This window comes from Salinispora sp. H7-4, from assembly GCF_013416675.1.
GTDB lineage: Bacteria > Actinomycetota > Actinomycetes > Mycobacteriales > Micromonosporaceae > Micromonospora > Micromonospora vitiensis.
Window position 1 is genome coordinate 1 of the sequence record NZ_JABZED010000016.1, and the last position, 14,912, is coordinate 14,912.

The following is a 14,912-nucleotide window of genomic DNA, read 5'->3' on the forward strand; positions in this document are numbered from 1 at the left end:
CCACCAGCATTCCCGGCGACCTCACAGGCCACCGGCATTCCCGGCGACCTCACACCCGGTGGTGTCACCCGCCCGAGCGGGGCACCTCCACGGCCGTACGCAGGATGTAACGCCCCGACGGCCGCCGGGATTCCACCGTCACCGTGCCCCCGACCACACCCCAAACCGGCACAGACCCGCCATCGGGCGTCATCGTCGCGAACCGGCTGGGCCGCCCCTTCCAACGGTAATCGGTGGAAAGGGGCGGCCCAGCCCGGGAACGCAAGCGCGTCAGGCCCCGACCTTACGCAGCAGGCCCTCCTGCACCGAGCTGGCGATCTGCCGGCCGTCCCGGGTGAACATCCGACCGGTCGCCAACCCGCGCGCCCCGGACGCCGACGGGCTCCAGCAGTCGTAGAGGAACCACTCGTCGGCGCGGAACGACCGATGGAACCAGAGGGCGTGATCGAGACTTGCGCCCACCACCCCGCCGGGCCCCCACACCTCTCCGTGCACCGACAGCACCGAGTCCAGCAGGGTGAGGTCGGAGGCGTACGTCAGCGCACAGGCGTGCAGCAGCGGATCATCCGGGAGTTTGCCGTCGATCCGCATCCACACCCGCTGGTTCGGCTCGGCCGGACGGTCACCAGGGCGCACCCAGCCGGGCTCGCCGACATAGCGGACATCGATCGGCCGGGGAATCAACGCCCAGATGCCCAGCCGTTCCGGGTAGCGGGCGAGCCGGTCACTCATCGTCGGTACCTCGTCCGGCCCGGGCACGTCCGGCGGGGAGGGCGCGTGGTGGTCCAGCCCCTCCTCCTGACGTTGGAAAGACGCCGACATGAAGAAGATCGGTTCGTCGTGCTGGAGCGCCACTGATCGGCGGACGGAGAAGGAACGACCGTCGCGGACGCACTCGACCTGATAGTCGATGGGCTCACTCGGATCGCCCGGTCGCACGAAGTAGCCGTGCAGGGAGTGCACGGAGCGCTCCGGATCGACCGTCCGCCCGGCGGCGACCAACGCCTGACCGGCGACCTGCCCCCCGTACACCCGCTGCGGGCCGACCTGCGGACTCATCCCCCGGAAGGTTCGCTCGCCGGTCGGGCTGAGGTCCAGCACCTCCAGCAGCTGATCGACCGCGGCCTGACCGACCACCGCACCGGACTCGCTCACCGGACCTCCCGTCGCGACCGCGGGGATCGCGGGCCCGGCTTGCTCCGAACGCTCACTGGAGCGCCCGGGCCGCAGCGAGATCAACCAGCGATCCGAGCTGGTGCACGCGCAGGGTGTTGGTCGAGCCGGGGGTTCCGGGCGGGCTACCGGCGACGATCACGACGTGTTCGCCGGGGTTGGCCAGGCCGAGGCCGAGCAGCGCCTCGTCAACCTGTCGGAACATGGCGTCGGTGTGCTCAACGAAGGGCATCAGGAACGTCTGTACACCCCAGGAGAGAGCAAGCTGGTGGCGTACCTCCGACACCGGGGTGAACGCGAGCAGCGGCAGGTCGCAGTGCAGCCGGGAGAGCCGCCGGACGGTGTCGCCGGTCTGCGAGAACGCCACCAGAGCCTTGGCATCGATCGCCCGGGCGATCGACGACGCGGCGATGGTGAGCGCACCCCCATGGGTACGCGGATCGTGCTGGAGCCGGGGCACCGAGATCGAGCCCGCCTCCGTCGTCGCCACGATCTTGGCCATGGTGCTCACGGTGAGCACCGGGTACTTTCCGACGCTGGTCTCACCGGAGAGCATCACCGCGTCCGCACCATCCAGCACGGCGTTGGCCACATCGGAGGCCTCGGCACGGGTGGGCCGGGAGTTCTCAATCATGGAGTCGAGCATCTGGGTGGCGACGATGACCGGCTTGGCGTTCTCCCGGCAGAGCTGCACCGCGCGCTTCTGAACCAGGGGCACCTGGTCCAGCGGCATCTCCACGCCGAGGTCACCCCGGGCCACCATGATCCCGTCGAAGGCCAGGACGATCGCCCCGAGCTGCTCCACTGCCTCCGGCTTCTCCACCTTGGCCAGCACCGGCCGGTGCACGCCCTCCTCGGCCATGATGGCGTGGACCCGCTTGATGTCGTCGGCGGAGCGGACGAAGGAGAGCGCCACCAGGTCGACGCCGAGGCCGAGAGCGAACCGCAGGTCCGCGGTGTCTTTCTCCGAGAGCGCGGGGACACTGACCGCCACGTTCGGCAGCGACACGCCCTTGTTGTTGGAGACCGGTCCGCCCTCGGTGACCAGGCAGCGGATGTCGCTGCCGGTGACGTCGGTGACCTCGACCGCGACCCGGCCGTCGTCGATCAGCAGCCGGTCGCCGGGCTTCACCTCCTCGGGCAGCTTCCGGTAGGTGCAGGCGACCCGGTCCCGGGTGCCGAGAATGTCATCACTGGTGATGACCACCGAGTCACCGGTGCGCCACTCGTGCGGCCCGTCGGCGAACCGGCCAAGCCGGATCTTGGGGCCCTGGAGATCGGCGAGAACCGCGACCGGCCTCCCCGCCGCCTCGGCCGCCTCCCGAACCAGCCGGCAAACCGCCTCGTGATCGGCGTGGCTGCCGTGGCTGAAGTTGAGCCTCGCCACATCCATTCCGGCCTCAACCAGGCCACGAATGCGCTCCGGCGAGGAGACGGCGGGGCCAAGTGTGCAGACAATCTTTGCGCGGCGTGTCACGCCCATCAGGCTAATCTCTCCTCCGGGCCGGTCCGCGGGCCGACCCCTTTCGCAATGCGAACACGTTCTCCGACGTTGCGCGGCTGCACGGCCGGCAGTGGATAACCGCCGGGAACGTCGTGGGGGGCGGGCGTCGGCGACCGCGCGCCCCGAGATCGTACCGCCCACGGTTAGCCCGACCGAAAGGCATGGGTGAACAGCGCAGCGACATTCGACCTCGGTCGCTGGTTGTTTCCGCTCCCCGCCCCACCGTGACCGGGGAAGACGCACACCTCGGGAGAGCCGATGCAGCGTGGCCCGCGCCCCGGGAGACAACACGCGCCCGGGAGACAACCGGACCAGCCGGCACAGCCCGGTGGGGCGGTCGGTGTGCCGACCGCCCCACCGGGAAACGTTCCTAGAGGGCCCAGCAGTTGGGGCGGGTCGACTGGTCGCGCAGCGCCTGCCGAATCACCGTGTAGGTGGTCCCGTCCAGCGCCAGGCCGAGGTGCCCGACCAGCCGCAGCGGACACCGGGACTGGATCAGTACGTTGTTCGCCCCATCAGCGAGCGCGGCGTTGCCCACCGGCCGCACCAACTCGTCCTGCCACGTACGGATCGTGGTGTAGCTGACCGAGCCGGGGGTGTCGTCGCCCGCGTTGAGGTCGGCGAGGAAGTCCGAACCGATCGTCATCTGCTGACAGGCCACCACTCCGGCACAGTTGCCGAGCCCGAGGAAGGCGACGATGTTGGCCACGTACGTCCCGTAGTGCGGGCTGCCGAGGCTGACGTATCGGCCGACGGCTCCGGTGCCACCGAGCCGCTTCAGGTAATAGCGGGCCACAATGCCCCCCTCGGAGTGCCCCACCAGATCCACCCGGCTGGCGCCGGTGGTGGCGCGAACCTGATCGACGTAGTCGGCGAAGTCACGGGCCGAGGTCGGGATGTCGCCGAAGCCCAGCCCCGGCAGTTCATAAATAAAGGGGCGGAACCCGTCGGCAGCCAGCCGCGCGGCGAGCGGCTCATATGCGAAGGCGAAACCGCTCAACCCGCCAAGGATGATCACCGGGTTGTCGGTCGCCACGGCCGGGCCGGCTGCGGCGGCACCGGAACTGCTCGCCGGTGCGGGCTGGGTGGACGTTTGCTCCGCCGCAGCACCGGCGGGTGCCGCACTGACGGCGCCCGCCGGGACGGCGGGTGCTGCGCTGGCGGCGATGCCCGGGACGGTGAGCGTGGCACCGAGCGCGAACGCGAGCACGATGGCGGTCTTTCGAAGCAGCATGGCTGCACCTCCATGAGGGTGGCGGGTGCGGTGCGAGTCCGATCGACCGGTGCGAACGATGATGCGGGCAGAAATTCTCATTCGTCAATGCCTAGCTACCTCCCGGTAACCTGTTGTTCCACCTACGGCACACTCCGGCTCTCCGGACAAAAGCCCTATCACGGAATTAAATCGCGAAGCTCCTGCGCCACGACGCAGCCACAACCCCATCAGGAGAGAGTTGCTATACCTATATCTGTAGTAGAGATGCTATCTTCCAGAGCATGACTACAGTCGAACAGTCGGAGGCTGTCGAGGCTCCCCGAAATCCCGACGATCATCTGGTCCTCGACGTTCGAGACCTACGCATGCGCTACGGCACCGTGGACGTACTGAACGGCATCGACCTCACCGCCCAGCGAGGGGAGGTGATCGCGCTGCTCGGGCCGAACGGCGCCGGCAAGACCACCATCATCGAGATCCTCGAGGGGTTCCGGCTGCCCTCGGCCGGCTCGATCCGGGTGCTCGGCGTTGACCCCGCCCGCGGGGACGAGCGGTGGCGCGCCCAGATCGGCGTGGTGCTCCAGTCCTGGCGGGACCACGGCCGGTGGCGGGTCCGGGACCTCCTCTCCCACCTCGGCGACTACTACGCACCGTACGCGACCGACCAGATCCAACGCCCGTGGCCGGTGGATGACCTGCTGGCGGCCGTCGGGCTGACCGCACACGCCAACGCTCGGGTGTCCCGGCTCTCCGGCGGGCAACGGCGGCGGCTCGACGTGGCGGTCGGCATCGTGGGCCGGCCAGGGCTGCTCTTCCTGGACGAGCCGACGGTCGGCCTCGACCCGGCGGCCCGACGCGAGTTCCACGAGCTCGTGCACCGCCTCGCCGACCTGGACCACACCACCATCCTGCTGACCACCCACGACCTGGCCGAGGCGGAGAAGCTCGCCGACCTGATCGTCATCCTGGCCAACGGCCGGATCATCGCCCGGGGCTCGCCGGACCAGCTCTCCCGCCGGCTGACCACCGATGCGGAGATCCGCTGGACCTGCGACGGCCAACGCCACGTACACGCCACCATGGACGCCACCGGGTTCCTGCGCGACCTGCTCCGCGACCACGGCGACCGGGTACAGGAGCTGGAGGTACGCCGCGCCAACCTGGAGGACGCGTACCTGGCCCTGGTCCACGAGGAGGAGACCGGAATCCGTACCGGCTGGGCCGAACGGGTGTGGCAGCAGCAGGAGGAGACCCGATGAACCCGAAGACCACCGCGCTCCGGGCCGGCCTGCGGCGCGGAGCCATCGAGTTGCGCAGCACCTTCACCAACGGCCAGGACCTGTGGAACTACTTCTTCCCCACGGTGGTGCTGCTGGTCGCCGTCTTCTTCATGCGCGGGGCGACCGTACCCGGCACCGACTTCTCCCTCGGTTCGCGGACGCTGCCCAGCGCGCTGGGCATGGGCCTACTCTTCGGCGGGCTGCTCGGACTGGCCCAGGCCCTCGTCGTGGACCGGGAGGACGGCACCCTGCTGCGGGCCAAGGCCATCCCGAACGGGATGCTCGGCTACCTGGTCGGCAAACTGGTGCTCGTCTCCTCGGTCGCGATGATCGGCCTGGTCATCCAACTGACCCCCGGGATGCTCTTCCTGGACGGGCTCCGGCTGGACGAGGCCAGCGCCTGGCTCACCCTGGCCTGGGTGGTGCCGCTCGGGCTGGTGGCGACGCTCCCGCTGGGCGCGATGATCGGCTCCCTGATCGAGAACCCCCGCAACATGGGGCTGGTGGTGCTGCCGGTGATGGGCCTCATCGCCGTCTCCGGCATCTTCTACCCGATCACCGGCCTGCCCGGCTGGCTCCAGGGCGCCGCCCAGGTCTTCCCGCTCTACTGGCTAGGCTTGGGCATGCGCTCCGCGCTGCTTCCGGCTGACCTGGCGGCGGTCGAGATCGGCGGGTCCTGGCGCCATCTGGAGATGGTTGCCGTCCTCGGGGCGTGGGCGGTGCTCGGACTCGTGCTGGCGCCGGTACTGCTGCGTCGGATGGCCCGCCGGGAGTCCGGCTCGCGGGTCGCGGCCCGACGGGAGCAGGCCATGCAGCGGGTCGGATGAGAGGGCATCGATGAGCGAGACCGTGCACAACCGGATCGCGGTGCTGCGCGCCGAGCGGGGCATCTCCCGGCGGCAGCTCGCCGACGCGCTCGGAGTGCACTACCAGACCATCGGCTACCTGGAGCGGGGGGAGTTTCGGCCCAGCCTGCACCTGGCGCTGCGGATCGCCGCCTACTTCGAGGTACCGGTCGAGGTGGTCTTCTCGATCGAACCGTTTCCCCGCATCGGTGATGCCGCTGTCGGGAACCGCCGCCCAGCGTGAACCAACGGCGGCGGCCGGCAGCGTCGATGTCCCCACCCGCCGCCACCGCCGGCCGGCCGTCCACCTGGGACTGCCGGCCGACGGGCGGGATCAGCCGGTGACGGCGTTCAGCGCCGGCAGGTAGCCGTCGCGGTAGCCCTCGTCGTTGGGGTGGTACGCCTCGATGATCCCGGTGACGTCGTTGATCCAGGGTTCGTCGCCGCAGACGCCATGGCCGGCGAAGGAGGAACGGGGGTCGGCGAAGGTGGCACCGGCCGCGGCGGCGCGGCCGGCGGTGATGCTGTTGAGGAGGTCAGCGGCGTCGTTGAGCTGCTGCCGCTTGGAGGCGCTCATCCCGAACAGGCCACACCAGCCGGTCTCGAAGAGGCGCGGGTAGCCGAGCACGATCAGCTGGGCGCCCGGCGCCCGGTCCCGGATCGCCACGTAGGTGGCGTCCAGCCGGCCGGGCAGGGTGGTCTGGGCGAAGTCCCGCGCCTCGCCGATGGCCTCCGCGCAGGCCGAGCTGCTGCCGAACCGGCAGGTGAGCATCACGCTGGCGAAGCCGGCGTCATTACCACCGATGGTGACCGTCACCATCGTGGTGCTGGCACTGAGCGAGTCGACCTGGCCGTTGATGACGTCGGCGGTGACCGCGCCACCACAGGCCGGGAACTGGAAGCTGGTCACCGCGTTCGCCGCGGCCCAGCGCGGGGCATAGGACTTCTGACTGCGCAGGCAGCTCGACCCGTCGTACGGGCCGGCGCCGACGCCGGAGGAGTACGAGTCGCCGAGCGCGACGTAGTGGATGGTCGCGGCCTGCGCGGGGCTGGGGGGGACCAGCATCGCGCCGACGACGGCGACACAGAGGGCGACCAGCGCCGCCAGGGCGCGGGCGGGTGCACGGGGTGGCATGTGGACCTCCACAGGGCCGGGGGGTGGGGAGCCCAGAGACCGCGCGCGTGGCCAGGGGTAGAGCTTGTTACTAGCTGGTAATGCTAGCGAAACAATTCACCAAAGTGAATTGTTTCGCCCCGGCCGCCCGCCGCCCGGCTGCCCGCCCCTCAGCCGGCCAGCGGCCGAGCGTCCGATCCCACCGGCGCCGGCAGCGAACCCCGCCCGTCCAGGTACGAGTGGATGGCGGCAGCGGCGGCCCGGCCCTCGGCGATCGCCCACACGATCAACGAGGCGCCCCGGTGCATGTCTCCGGCGACGAAGACGCCGTCCACCTCGGTCTGCCAGTCCGCACGGGCCGCTACCGCGCCCCGTTCGTTGCGGGACACCCCGAGCTGCTCCAGCAGCGGCTGCGGCTCGGTGCCGTCGAAACCGATCGCCAGCAGTACCAGGTCGGCCGGCAGCTCCCGCTCGGTGCCCGGCACCGGGGTGACGGTCCGCCGGCCAGCACTCTTCTCCACCGTCACCTCGGCGATCCGGACCGCCCGCACCGCCCCACTGCCGTCGTCCACGAACTCCTGCACGGCGACGGCGAAGACCCGCTCCCCGCCCTCCTCGTGCGCCGGGTATTCGCGCAGGATCCACGGCCAGGTCGGCCACGGATCCCGTGCCTCGTCCCGCTCCCGGGACGGCTGCGGGTAGAGGTCGAGCTGGTACACCGCGGCGGCGCCCTGCCGGTGGGCGACGCCGAGACAGTCCGCGCCGGTGTCTCCGCCACCGATGATGACGACGTTCCGGCCAGCCGCGTCGATCGGCATGCCGTCCGGCAGCACCGCGGTGACCGGCGGGTTGGCCCCCGCGGCGGCGACCACCCGGTTGGCCGCGACGAGATGCCCCATCGCCTGGTGCACCCCGCGCAGCGAACGCCCCGGGGTCGCCGGGGTGTCCCGGCTGGCCAGGGCACCGCAGGCCAGCAGCACCGCGTCGTGCTCGGCCCGCAGCTGCTCGGCGGTTACCTGAACCCCGACCTCCACCCCGGTCCGGAAGCGCACCCCCTCGGCGGCGAGCTGCGCCAGCCGCCGGTCGATGTGGCGCTTCTCCAGCTTGAAGTCCGGGATGCCGTACCGCAGCAGGCCGCCGAGAGCGTCGTCCCGCTCGTACACGGTGACCGCGTGCCCGGCCCGGGCCAGCTGCTGCGCGGCGGCGAGCCCGGCGGGCCCGGAGCCGACCACCGCCACCGAACGGCCACTGGCGGGCGGCACCGCCCAGGGCCGCAGCCCGCCGCGGGCCACGGCGGCGTCGGCGATCTCCACCTCGACCTGTTTGATCGTGACCGGCTGCTGGCCGCCGAGGCCGAGTACGCAGGCCGCCTCGCAGGGGGCCGGGCAGAGCCGACCGGTGAACTCCGGAAAGTTGTTGGTGGCGTGCAGCGTCTCCACCGCGGCGTCCCAACCACCGGTGCGGACCAGGTCATTCCAGTCCGGGATGCGATTGCCCAGCGGGCAGCCGTCGTGGCAGAACGGGATGCCGCAGTCCATGCAGCGGGTGGCCTGCTCCCGGATCAGCTCCTCACCCGCCGGTGGGTAGACCTCCCGCCAGTCCATGATCCGCACCGGAACGGGCCGTCGGGCGGGAAGCTGCCGGTCGTACCGCAGGAAACCAGACGAATCAGGCACGAGCTACCTCCTGGACGGCCACCCACGCGACGGGCGACACCGGCGTGGACGGTGCGGACGACGCGGGCTGCGCTGCCGGCGCCGCCAGGGCGCTCATCACCGCGTCGTCCACGTCGTAGCCGGCGGCTTCGGCGGCCCGCATGATCTCCCGCACCCGGCGATAGTCCCGGGGCACCACGGCGGTGAACTCCGCCGCCGCCTCCGACCAGCGCTTGAGCAGGTCCTCGGCGACCGCGGAGTCGGTCTCGGTGTAGTGCCGCTGGACCAGGTCATAGAGGGTTGCCTGCTCCTGCTCACTGAGCGGCGTCAGGTCCACCAGCTCCGTGTTGACCCGCCGACGATCCAACCGCCAGACAAACGCGGTCCCACCGGACATCCCGGCCGCGAAGTTCCGCCCCGTCGGCCCCAATACCACGACGGTACCGCCGGTCATGTACTCGCAGCCGTGGTCACCGACGCCCTCGACGACAGCAGCCGCCCCGGAGTTGCGTACCGCGAACCGCTCCCCCGCCCGACCGCGGAGGAAGACCTCACCCGCGGTGGCGCCGTAGAGGATGGTGTTGCCGGCGATGATCTGATCCTCCGCCCGCCGGCCCGGCATGGCCTCCGCGTTGACAAAGGGCGCGGCCCGGTCCGGGCGGAGCACCAACCGCCCACCGGAGAGGCCCTTGCCGACGTAGTCGTTGGCATCGCCGTGCAGGCGCAGGGTGACCCCGGACGGTAGGAACGCACCGAACGACTGCCCGACGGTGCCGTGCAGGTCGAACTCGATCGTGTCGGTGGGCAGGCCGGCCCCGCCGTGCCGACGGACCACCTCGCCACCGAGCATCGCGCCGACGCTGCGGTGCTCGTTACGCACCGGCACCCGCGTCCGCACCCGGGTACCGGAGCGCAGCGCCGGCTCGGCGAGCGCGATCAGCTCGTTGTCCAACGCCAGCCCGAGACCGTGGTCCTGGGCGCGGACACCCCGGCGAGCGGCCTGCTCGGGTAGCTCCGGCAGACGCAGGACGGGGCTCAGGTCGAGGCCGGCCGCCTTCCAATGATCGACTGCGGGGGCGACATCGAGCAGTTCGGTCCGGCCGATTGCCTCGTCGATCGAGCGCAGACCCAGCTCGGCGAGGTACCCCCGGACCTCCTCGGCGAGGAAGAGGAAGAAGTTCTCCACGAACTCCGGCTGACCGGTGAACCGCTCGCGCAGCACCGGGTTCTGGGTGGCGATGCCGACCGGGCAGGTGTCCAGATGACACACGCGCATCATCACGCAGCCCTCGACGATCAGCGGGGCGGTGGCGAAGCCGAACTCCTCCGCCCCGAGCAGGGCCGCCACCAGCACGTCCCGACCGGTCTTGAGCTGGCCGTCGACCTGCACGGTGACCCGGTCGCGGAGCTTGTTGAGCAGCAGGGTCTGCTGCGCCTCGGCCAGGCCCAGCTCCCACGGGGTACCCGCGTGCTTGAGCGAGTTCAGCGGGGACGCACCGGTGCCGCCGTCGTGCCCGGAGATGAGGATGACATCGGCCTTCAGTTTCGCCACACCCGCCGCCACCGTACCCACCCCGACCTCACTGACCAGCTTGACGTGCACCCGCGCCGCCGGGTTGACGCACTTGAGGTCGTGCACAAGCTGGGCCAGGTCCTCGATGGAGTAGATGTCGTGGTGTGGCGGCGGAGAGATCAGGCCGACTCCCGGGGTGGCGTGGCGGGTCCGGGCGATCCACGGCCAGACCTTGTTGCCGGGAAGTTGGCCACCCTCGCCGGGCTTGGCGCCCTGCGCCATCTTGATCTGCAGGTCATCGGCGTTCACCAGGTACTCGGTGGTGACCCCGAACCGACCGCTGGCGATCTGCTTGACCGCGGAGCGGCGGGTCGGATCGTGTAGTCGCTCGACATCTTCACCGCCCTCGCCGGTGTTGGACTTGCCGCCGAGCCGGTTCATTGCGATCGCGAGGGTTTCGTGCGCCTCCACCGAGATCGACCCGTAGGACATGGCGCCGGTGGCGAAGCGCCGGACGATCTCGCTGGCCGGCTCGACCTCCTCGATCGGCACCGGCGGGCGCACTCCGGTACGGAGCGTGAACCGGCCCCGCAGCGCACCGCCCTGGGCGGCCAGCGCGTCAACCTTCGAGGTGTACTCCCGGAACACGTCGTACTGCCGGCTGCGGGTGGCGTGCTGGAGCAGGAAGACGGTCTCCGGGTTGAACAGGTGCAGCTCGCCCTCACGCCGCCACTGGTACTCGCCGCCGACATCCAGCCGGTCGGTCGTCGCCGTCCCCGGCTCCGGCCAGGCATGGGCATGGCGGGCGGCGACCTCAACGTGGATCCCGTCCAGGTCCACCCCGCCGATCTTGCTGGGAGTGCCCCGGAAGTACCGCTCGATCAGCTGGCTGTCCAGCCCAACCGCCTCGAAGACCTGGGCGCCGCAGTACGACGACACGGTCGAGATGCCCATCTTGGACATGATCTTCAGAACGCCCTTGCCGAGCGCCTTGACGTAGTTGCGAACCGCGGTGCCCGGCTCGACACCGACGAGCGCCCCCGTCGAGATCATGTCCTCCACCGACTCGAACGCCAGGTACGGGTTGACCGCCGCCGCGCCGTACCCGACCAGCACGGCCGCGTGGTGCACCTCCCGGCAGTCGCCGGACTCCACGATCAGGTCCACCTGGGTCCGGGTCTGTTCCCGCACCAGATGCTGGTGCACCGCCGCGGTGAGCAGCAACGACGGGATCGGGGCGAGGTTGGCGTTGGAGTCCCGGTCGGAGAGGACCAGGATGCGCACGCCGTCCTCGATGGCCTCGGAGACATGCCGACAGATCTCGGTCAGCCGCGCCCGGATGCCCGCGCCGCCCTCCCGGATCCGGTACAGGCCGGAGACCCGGACCGCCTTGAATCCGGGGAGGTTCCCGTCCTCGTCGATGGAAAGGATCTTCGCCAGCTCGTCGTTGTCGATCACCGGATAGGGGACCACGAGCTGCCGGCAGCTCGCCGGCCCCGGCTCGAGCAGGTTGCCCTCCGGCCCGATCGTGGACTGGAGACTGGTCACCAGCTCCTCCCGGATGGCGTCCAGCGGCGGGTTCGTGACCTGGGCGAAGAGCTGGTGGAAGTAGTCGTAGAGCAGCCGGGGTCGGGTGGACAGCGGGGAGATCGGGGTGTCCGTTCCCATCGAGCCGATCGGCTCGGCACCGACCCGCGCCATCGGCGCGAGAAGGATCTTCAGCTCCTCGTCGGTATAGCCGAACGCCTGTTGCCGGCGCCGAACCGAGTCATGGGTGTAGACGATGTGCTCCCGGGCCGGCAGGTCGGTCAGCTCGATCAGGCCGGCGTGGAGCCACTCCTCGTACGGCTGGGCCGCCGCCAGCTCGGCCTTGATCTCGTCGTCGTGCACGATCCGGCCGCCCACGGTGTCCACCAGGAACATCCGTCCGGGCTGCAGGCGTCCCTTGGCGACCACGGTGGCCGGATCCAGGTCCAGCACGCCCGCCTCGCTGCCGAGCACGACCAGCCCGTCTGAGGTCTGCCACCAGCGGCCGGGACGGAGGCCGTTGCGGTCCAGCACCGCCCCGACGATCTCGCCGTCGGTGAACGCCACCGACGCCGGCCCATCCCAGGGCTCCATCAGGCTGGCGTGGAACCGGTAGAAGGCCCGCTGCTCAGCGGGCATGTCCGGGTCGTTCTCCCAGGCCTCCGGAATCATCATCAACACCGCGTGCGGCAGGCTTCGCCCCGCCAGGTGCAGCAGCTCCAGGACCTCGTCAAAGTTGGCCGAGTCGGACGCCCCCGGCGTGCAGACCGGGAAGATCCGACGAATGTTGCCGGGTAGCGCCGCACCGACTCCACCGGCGAGCATCGACTCTCTCGCCTGCATCCAGTTCCGGTTGCCCCGGATGGTGTTGATCTCGCCGTTGTGGGCGATGAACCGGAACGGGTGCGCCAGGGGCCAGGACGGGAAGGTATTCGTGGAGAAGCGGGAGTGCACCAGCGCGATGGCGCTGCACATCCGCTCGTCGGTCAGCTCCGGGTAGAAATCCGGCAGCTGGTCCGGGGTGAGCATGCCCTTCCAGACCATCGTGCGGCCGGAGAGCGACGGAAAGTACGCCGGTACGCCGCGCTCCGCCGACTCCCGCTCGGCCTGCCTGCGGACGCAGTACGCCACCCGCTCCAGCTCGAGGCCGGTCAACCGGGAACCAGCCGGGCCCATCGCCGAGTCGGTGAGCCGGTGTGCGGTGACGAAGAGCTGCCGGACCCGGGGCATCGCCGCGAGCGCCGTCGCGCCCAGGCCCGCCGGATCCACCGGCACGTCCCGCCACCCGAGCAGGTCGGCGCCCTCGACCAACGCGTACTTCTCCACCACCCGGCGGGCCCGCAGCTCGGCCTCGTCGTCATCGGGCAGGAAGACCAGGCCGGTCGCGTACTCACCGATCGGGGGCAGCGGGAAGTCCACCACCGCGCGCAGCAGCGCGTCCGGCACCTGGATCAAGATGCCCGCGCCGTCGCCGGTGTTCGGCTCCGCACCCCGGGCACCCCGATGGTCCAGCCGGCGCAGCGCGGCGAGCCCATTCGCCACCACCTCGTGCGACCGCCGGCCGCGCAGATCCGCCACGAACGCCACCCCGCACGCGTCGCGCTCGTACGCGGGGTCGTAGAGCCCGGCGGTGGACCCGTTCGGGCCGGAGTGCGGGACCTGCTGCGGGATGCGGTGCGGGTACGGAGCGGCCACCCGGGCCTCCTGTCGTCACTCAGGCTGAATCTTGGTCGGGACGACGTCGGCCCTCAAGGGTCATTTGAGTCTACGTTAGGGGGGGCCACCCAAGGCCAGTGCAGATTGATCACACCTTCCAGAGTGTGAGAAAGAAGCTCCCATTACCACCCCACCCCTCGGCCGTCTTCCCGCCGATCCGGAGCTGGTCAGGACGGCGGATGCCACTCGTCGGCGGTCGTGCCGGCGCTGCCCAGCAGCCGGGGGGTGAGGGCGCCGAGGACGGCGTCGCGGGCCCGAAGCGCAAGCCGGCCCCGGGCCTGGAGCACCGCCGACATCCGTCGGGTCTGCCGGACCGTCGCCGCCACCCGGGGCCGTCGGGTCCGGTCGTAGGCGACGACCGCGTCCGGCAACCGGGACTCCCGGAGCAGCGCGGCCAGGGTGGCGGCGTCCTCGAAGGCGAGGCAGGCCCCCTGCCCCAGGTGCGGGGGCATGCCGTGCGCGGCGTCACCGAGCAGCACCGCCCCACCCGGACCGGTGGGGAAGCCGTACGTGCGGGGCAGCGGGCGCAGTTCGCGGATCTCCCGCTGGACCAGGTCGGCCGGGTCGGTGGCGTCGAGCAGCTCGGCGATGGGGGCGGGCCAGCCGGCGTACCAGCGACGCAGCAGGGCGAGCTGGGTCTCCGGCGACTCCGGCCGGGGCGCACCGGCGGCGGTGGCCACCCAGTAGATCCCGCCGCGGCTGGAGGCCCCGGACGAGCCCCGTTCGCCCAGCGCCACGTAGATGAAGCGGTACCCCGCACCGAGGATCTCCCCGGTCGGCGGCAGGTCGGCGGGGAGTTGGGGCGCCCGGTACCACGGGATCACCGCCCGCCACGCGGCCGAGCCACAACTGACCACCGCCGCCTCCGGTGCGAGCTGCGCCCGCGCCACGCTGTCGAGGCCGTCGGCGGCGACCACCAGGTCCGCCTCGTAGGTGTGCCGGCCGTCACCGACCGACGGGCGGGCGCCCGGCTCCGCGCGAACCGAACGGAGGGTCACGCCGGTCCGCAACTCCACACCGTCGCCCAGCCCGGCGATGAGCGCATCGTGCAGGTCCTCCTGGTGCACCACGACCGGGCTTCGGTCCGCCGGGACCGGACGGGGCCGCACCAACTGGTGGCCGTCGGGTCGGCGCACCCCACTGTTCGACAGCGGGGTGGCGATCGCGTCGAGCCCGGCCCCGAGGCCGAGGGCGCGCAGTGCGCGTACCCCGTTGGGCCAGAGCATCACCGCGGTGGGTTCCGGACGGATCCGGTCGGCTCGCTCGACCAGCGTGACCTGCCAGCCGGAGCGCGCCAACGCGCCCGCGACCGCAAGGCCACCGACACCGGCGCCGACCACGACCGCGCTACGCATGCGGCCCTCCTCGC

General features: G+C 71.1%; 10 protein-coding genes. 3 read left to right on the forward strand and 7 right to left on the reverse strand.

The window, feature by feature from the left end; all coding sequences use genetic code 11:
- Positions 1-270: 270 nt before the first annotated feature.
- The 3 genes from H0524_RS11080 to H0524_RS11090 all read right to left on the reverse strand — a co-directional run bounded on the left by H0524_RS11080 (position 271) and on the right by H0524_RS11090 (position 3,911).
- Positions 271-1,155, reverse strand: a complete 885-nt coding sequence (locus H0524_RS11080; RefSeq protein ID WP_180198573.1) for an acyl-CoA thioesterase II — start codon at positions 1,153-1,155, stop codon at positions 271-273.
- A 52-nt stretch (positions 1,156-1,207) separates the two neighbouring features.
- The gene (gene pyk, locus H0524_RS11085) at positions 1,208-2,656 is read right to left on the reverse strand and encodes a pyruvate kinase (RefSeq protein ID WP_180198574.1); all 1,449 of its coding nucleotides are present in this window, start codon (positions 2,654-2,656) and stop codon (positions 1,208-1,210) included.
- Between the two features lie 391 nt (positions 2,657-3,047).
- On the reverse strand, positions 3,048-3,911 hold the full coding sequence (locus H0524_RS11090; protein WP_180198575.1) for a triacylglycerol lipase: 864 nt from the start codon (positions 3,909-3,911) through the stop codon (positions 3,048-3,050).
- Between the two features lie 263 nt (positions 3,912-4,174).
- On the opposite strand from H0524_RS11090, the gene H0524_RS11095 reads away from it, so the two are divergent.
- The 3 genes from H0524_RS11095 to H0524_RS11105 are packed head-to-tail and all read left to right on the forward strand — an operon-like array spanning position 4,175 to position 6,262.
- Positions 4,175-5,152 carry an ABC transporter ATP-binding protein gene (locus H0524_RS11095; protein ID WP_180198576.1) on the forward strand — a complete coding sequence of 326 codons (978 nt, stop codon included), beginning with the start codon at positions 4,175-4,177 and terminating at the stop codon, positions 5,150-5,152.
- Positions 5,149-6,000: an ABC transporter permease gene (locus tag H0524_RS11100; protein ID WP_180198577.1), complete on the forward strand. Its 852-nt coding sequence runs from the start codon at positions 5,149-5,151 to the stop codon at positions 5,998-6,000. Before H0524_RS11095 ends, H0524_RS11100 begins: the two co-directional genes overlap by 4 nt.
- A 10-nt stretch (positions 6,001-6,010) precedes the next feature.
- On the forward strand, positions 6,011-6,262 hold the full coding sequence (locus H0524_RS11105; RefSeq protein WP_180198578.1) for a helix-turn-helix transcriptional regulator: 252 nt from the start codon (positions 6,011-6,013) through the stop codon (positions 6,260-6,262).
- 90 nt (positions 6,263-6,352) lie between these two features.
- Here the strand turns inward: H0524_RS11105 and H0524_RS11110 are convergent, their stop codons facing one another.
- The 4 genes from H0524_RS11110 to H0524_RS11125 all read right to left on the reverse strand — a co-directional run bounded on the left by H0524_RS11110 (position 6,353) and on the right by H0524_RS11125 (position 14,898).
- The gene (locus H0524_RS11110) at positions 6,353-7,153 is read right to left on the reverse strand and encodes an SGNH/GDSL hydrolase family protein (protein WP_180198579.1); all 801 of its coding nucleotides are present in this window, start codon (positions 7,151-7,153) and stop codon (positions 6,353-6,355) included.
- Between the two features lie 149 nt (positions 7,154-7,302).
- Entirely contained in the window at positions 7,303-8,808 is a 1,506-nt protein-coding gene (locus H0524_RS11115) for a glutamate synthase subunit beta (RefSeq protein ID WP_180198580.1), read from the reverse strand.
- On the reverse strand, positions 8,801-13,522 hold the full coding sequence (gltB, locus tag H0524_RS11120) for a glutamate synthase large subunit (RefSeq protein ID WP_180198581.1): 4,722 nt from the start codon (positions 13,520-13,522) through the stop codon (positions 8,801-8,803). The genes H0524_RS11115 and gltB overlap by 8 nt, the downstream gene beginning before the upstream one ends.
- A 188-nt stretch (positions 13,523-13,710) precedes the next feature.
- The gene (locus H0524_RS11125; RefSeq protein ID WP_180198582.1) at positions 13,711-14,898 is read right to left on the reverse strand and encodes an NAD(P)/FAD-dependent oxidoreductase; all 1,188 of its coding nucleotides are present in this window, start codon (positions 14,896-14,898) and stop codon (positions 13,711-13,713) included.
- Positions 14,899-14,912 lie beyond the last annotated feature (14 nt).

Bases quoted from the DNA above. Each gene is read 5' to 3' on its own strand.
- H0524_RS11090 (WP_180198575.1), bottom strand. From the start codon at position 3,911: ATGCTGCTTCGAAAGACCGCCATCGTGCTCGCGTTCGCGCTCGGTGCC.
- H0524_RS11125 (WP_180198582.1), bottom strand. From the start codon at position 14,898: ATGCGTAGCGCGGTCGTGGTCGGCGCCGGTGTCGGTGGCCTTGCGGTC.
- H0524_RS11100 (WP_180198577.1), top strand. From the start codon at position 5,149: ATGAACCCGAAGACCACCGCGCTCCGGGCCGGCCTGCGGCGCGGAGCC.
- H0524_RS11105 (WP_180198578.1), top strand. From the start codon at position 6,011: ATGAGCGAGACCGTGCACAACCGGATCGCGGTGCTGCGCGCCGAGCGG.
- pyk (WP_180198574.1), bottom strand. From the start codon at position 2,656: ATGGGCGTGACACGCCGCGCAAAGATTGTCTGCACACTTGGCCCCGCC.
- H0524_RS11095 (WP_180198576.1), top strand. From the start codon at position 4,175: ATGACTACAGTCGAACAGTCGGAGGCTGTCGAGGCTCCCCGAAATCCC.
- H0524_RS11110 (WP_180198579.1), bottom strand. From the start codon at position 7,153: ATGCCACCCCGTGCACCCGCCCGCGCCCTGGCGGCGCTGGTCGCCCTC.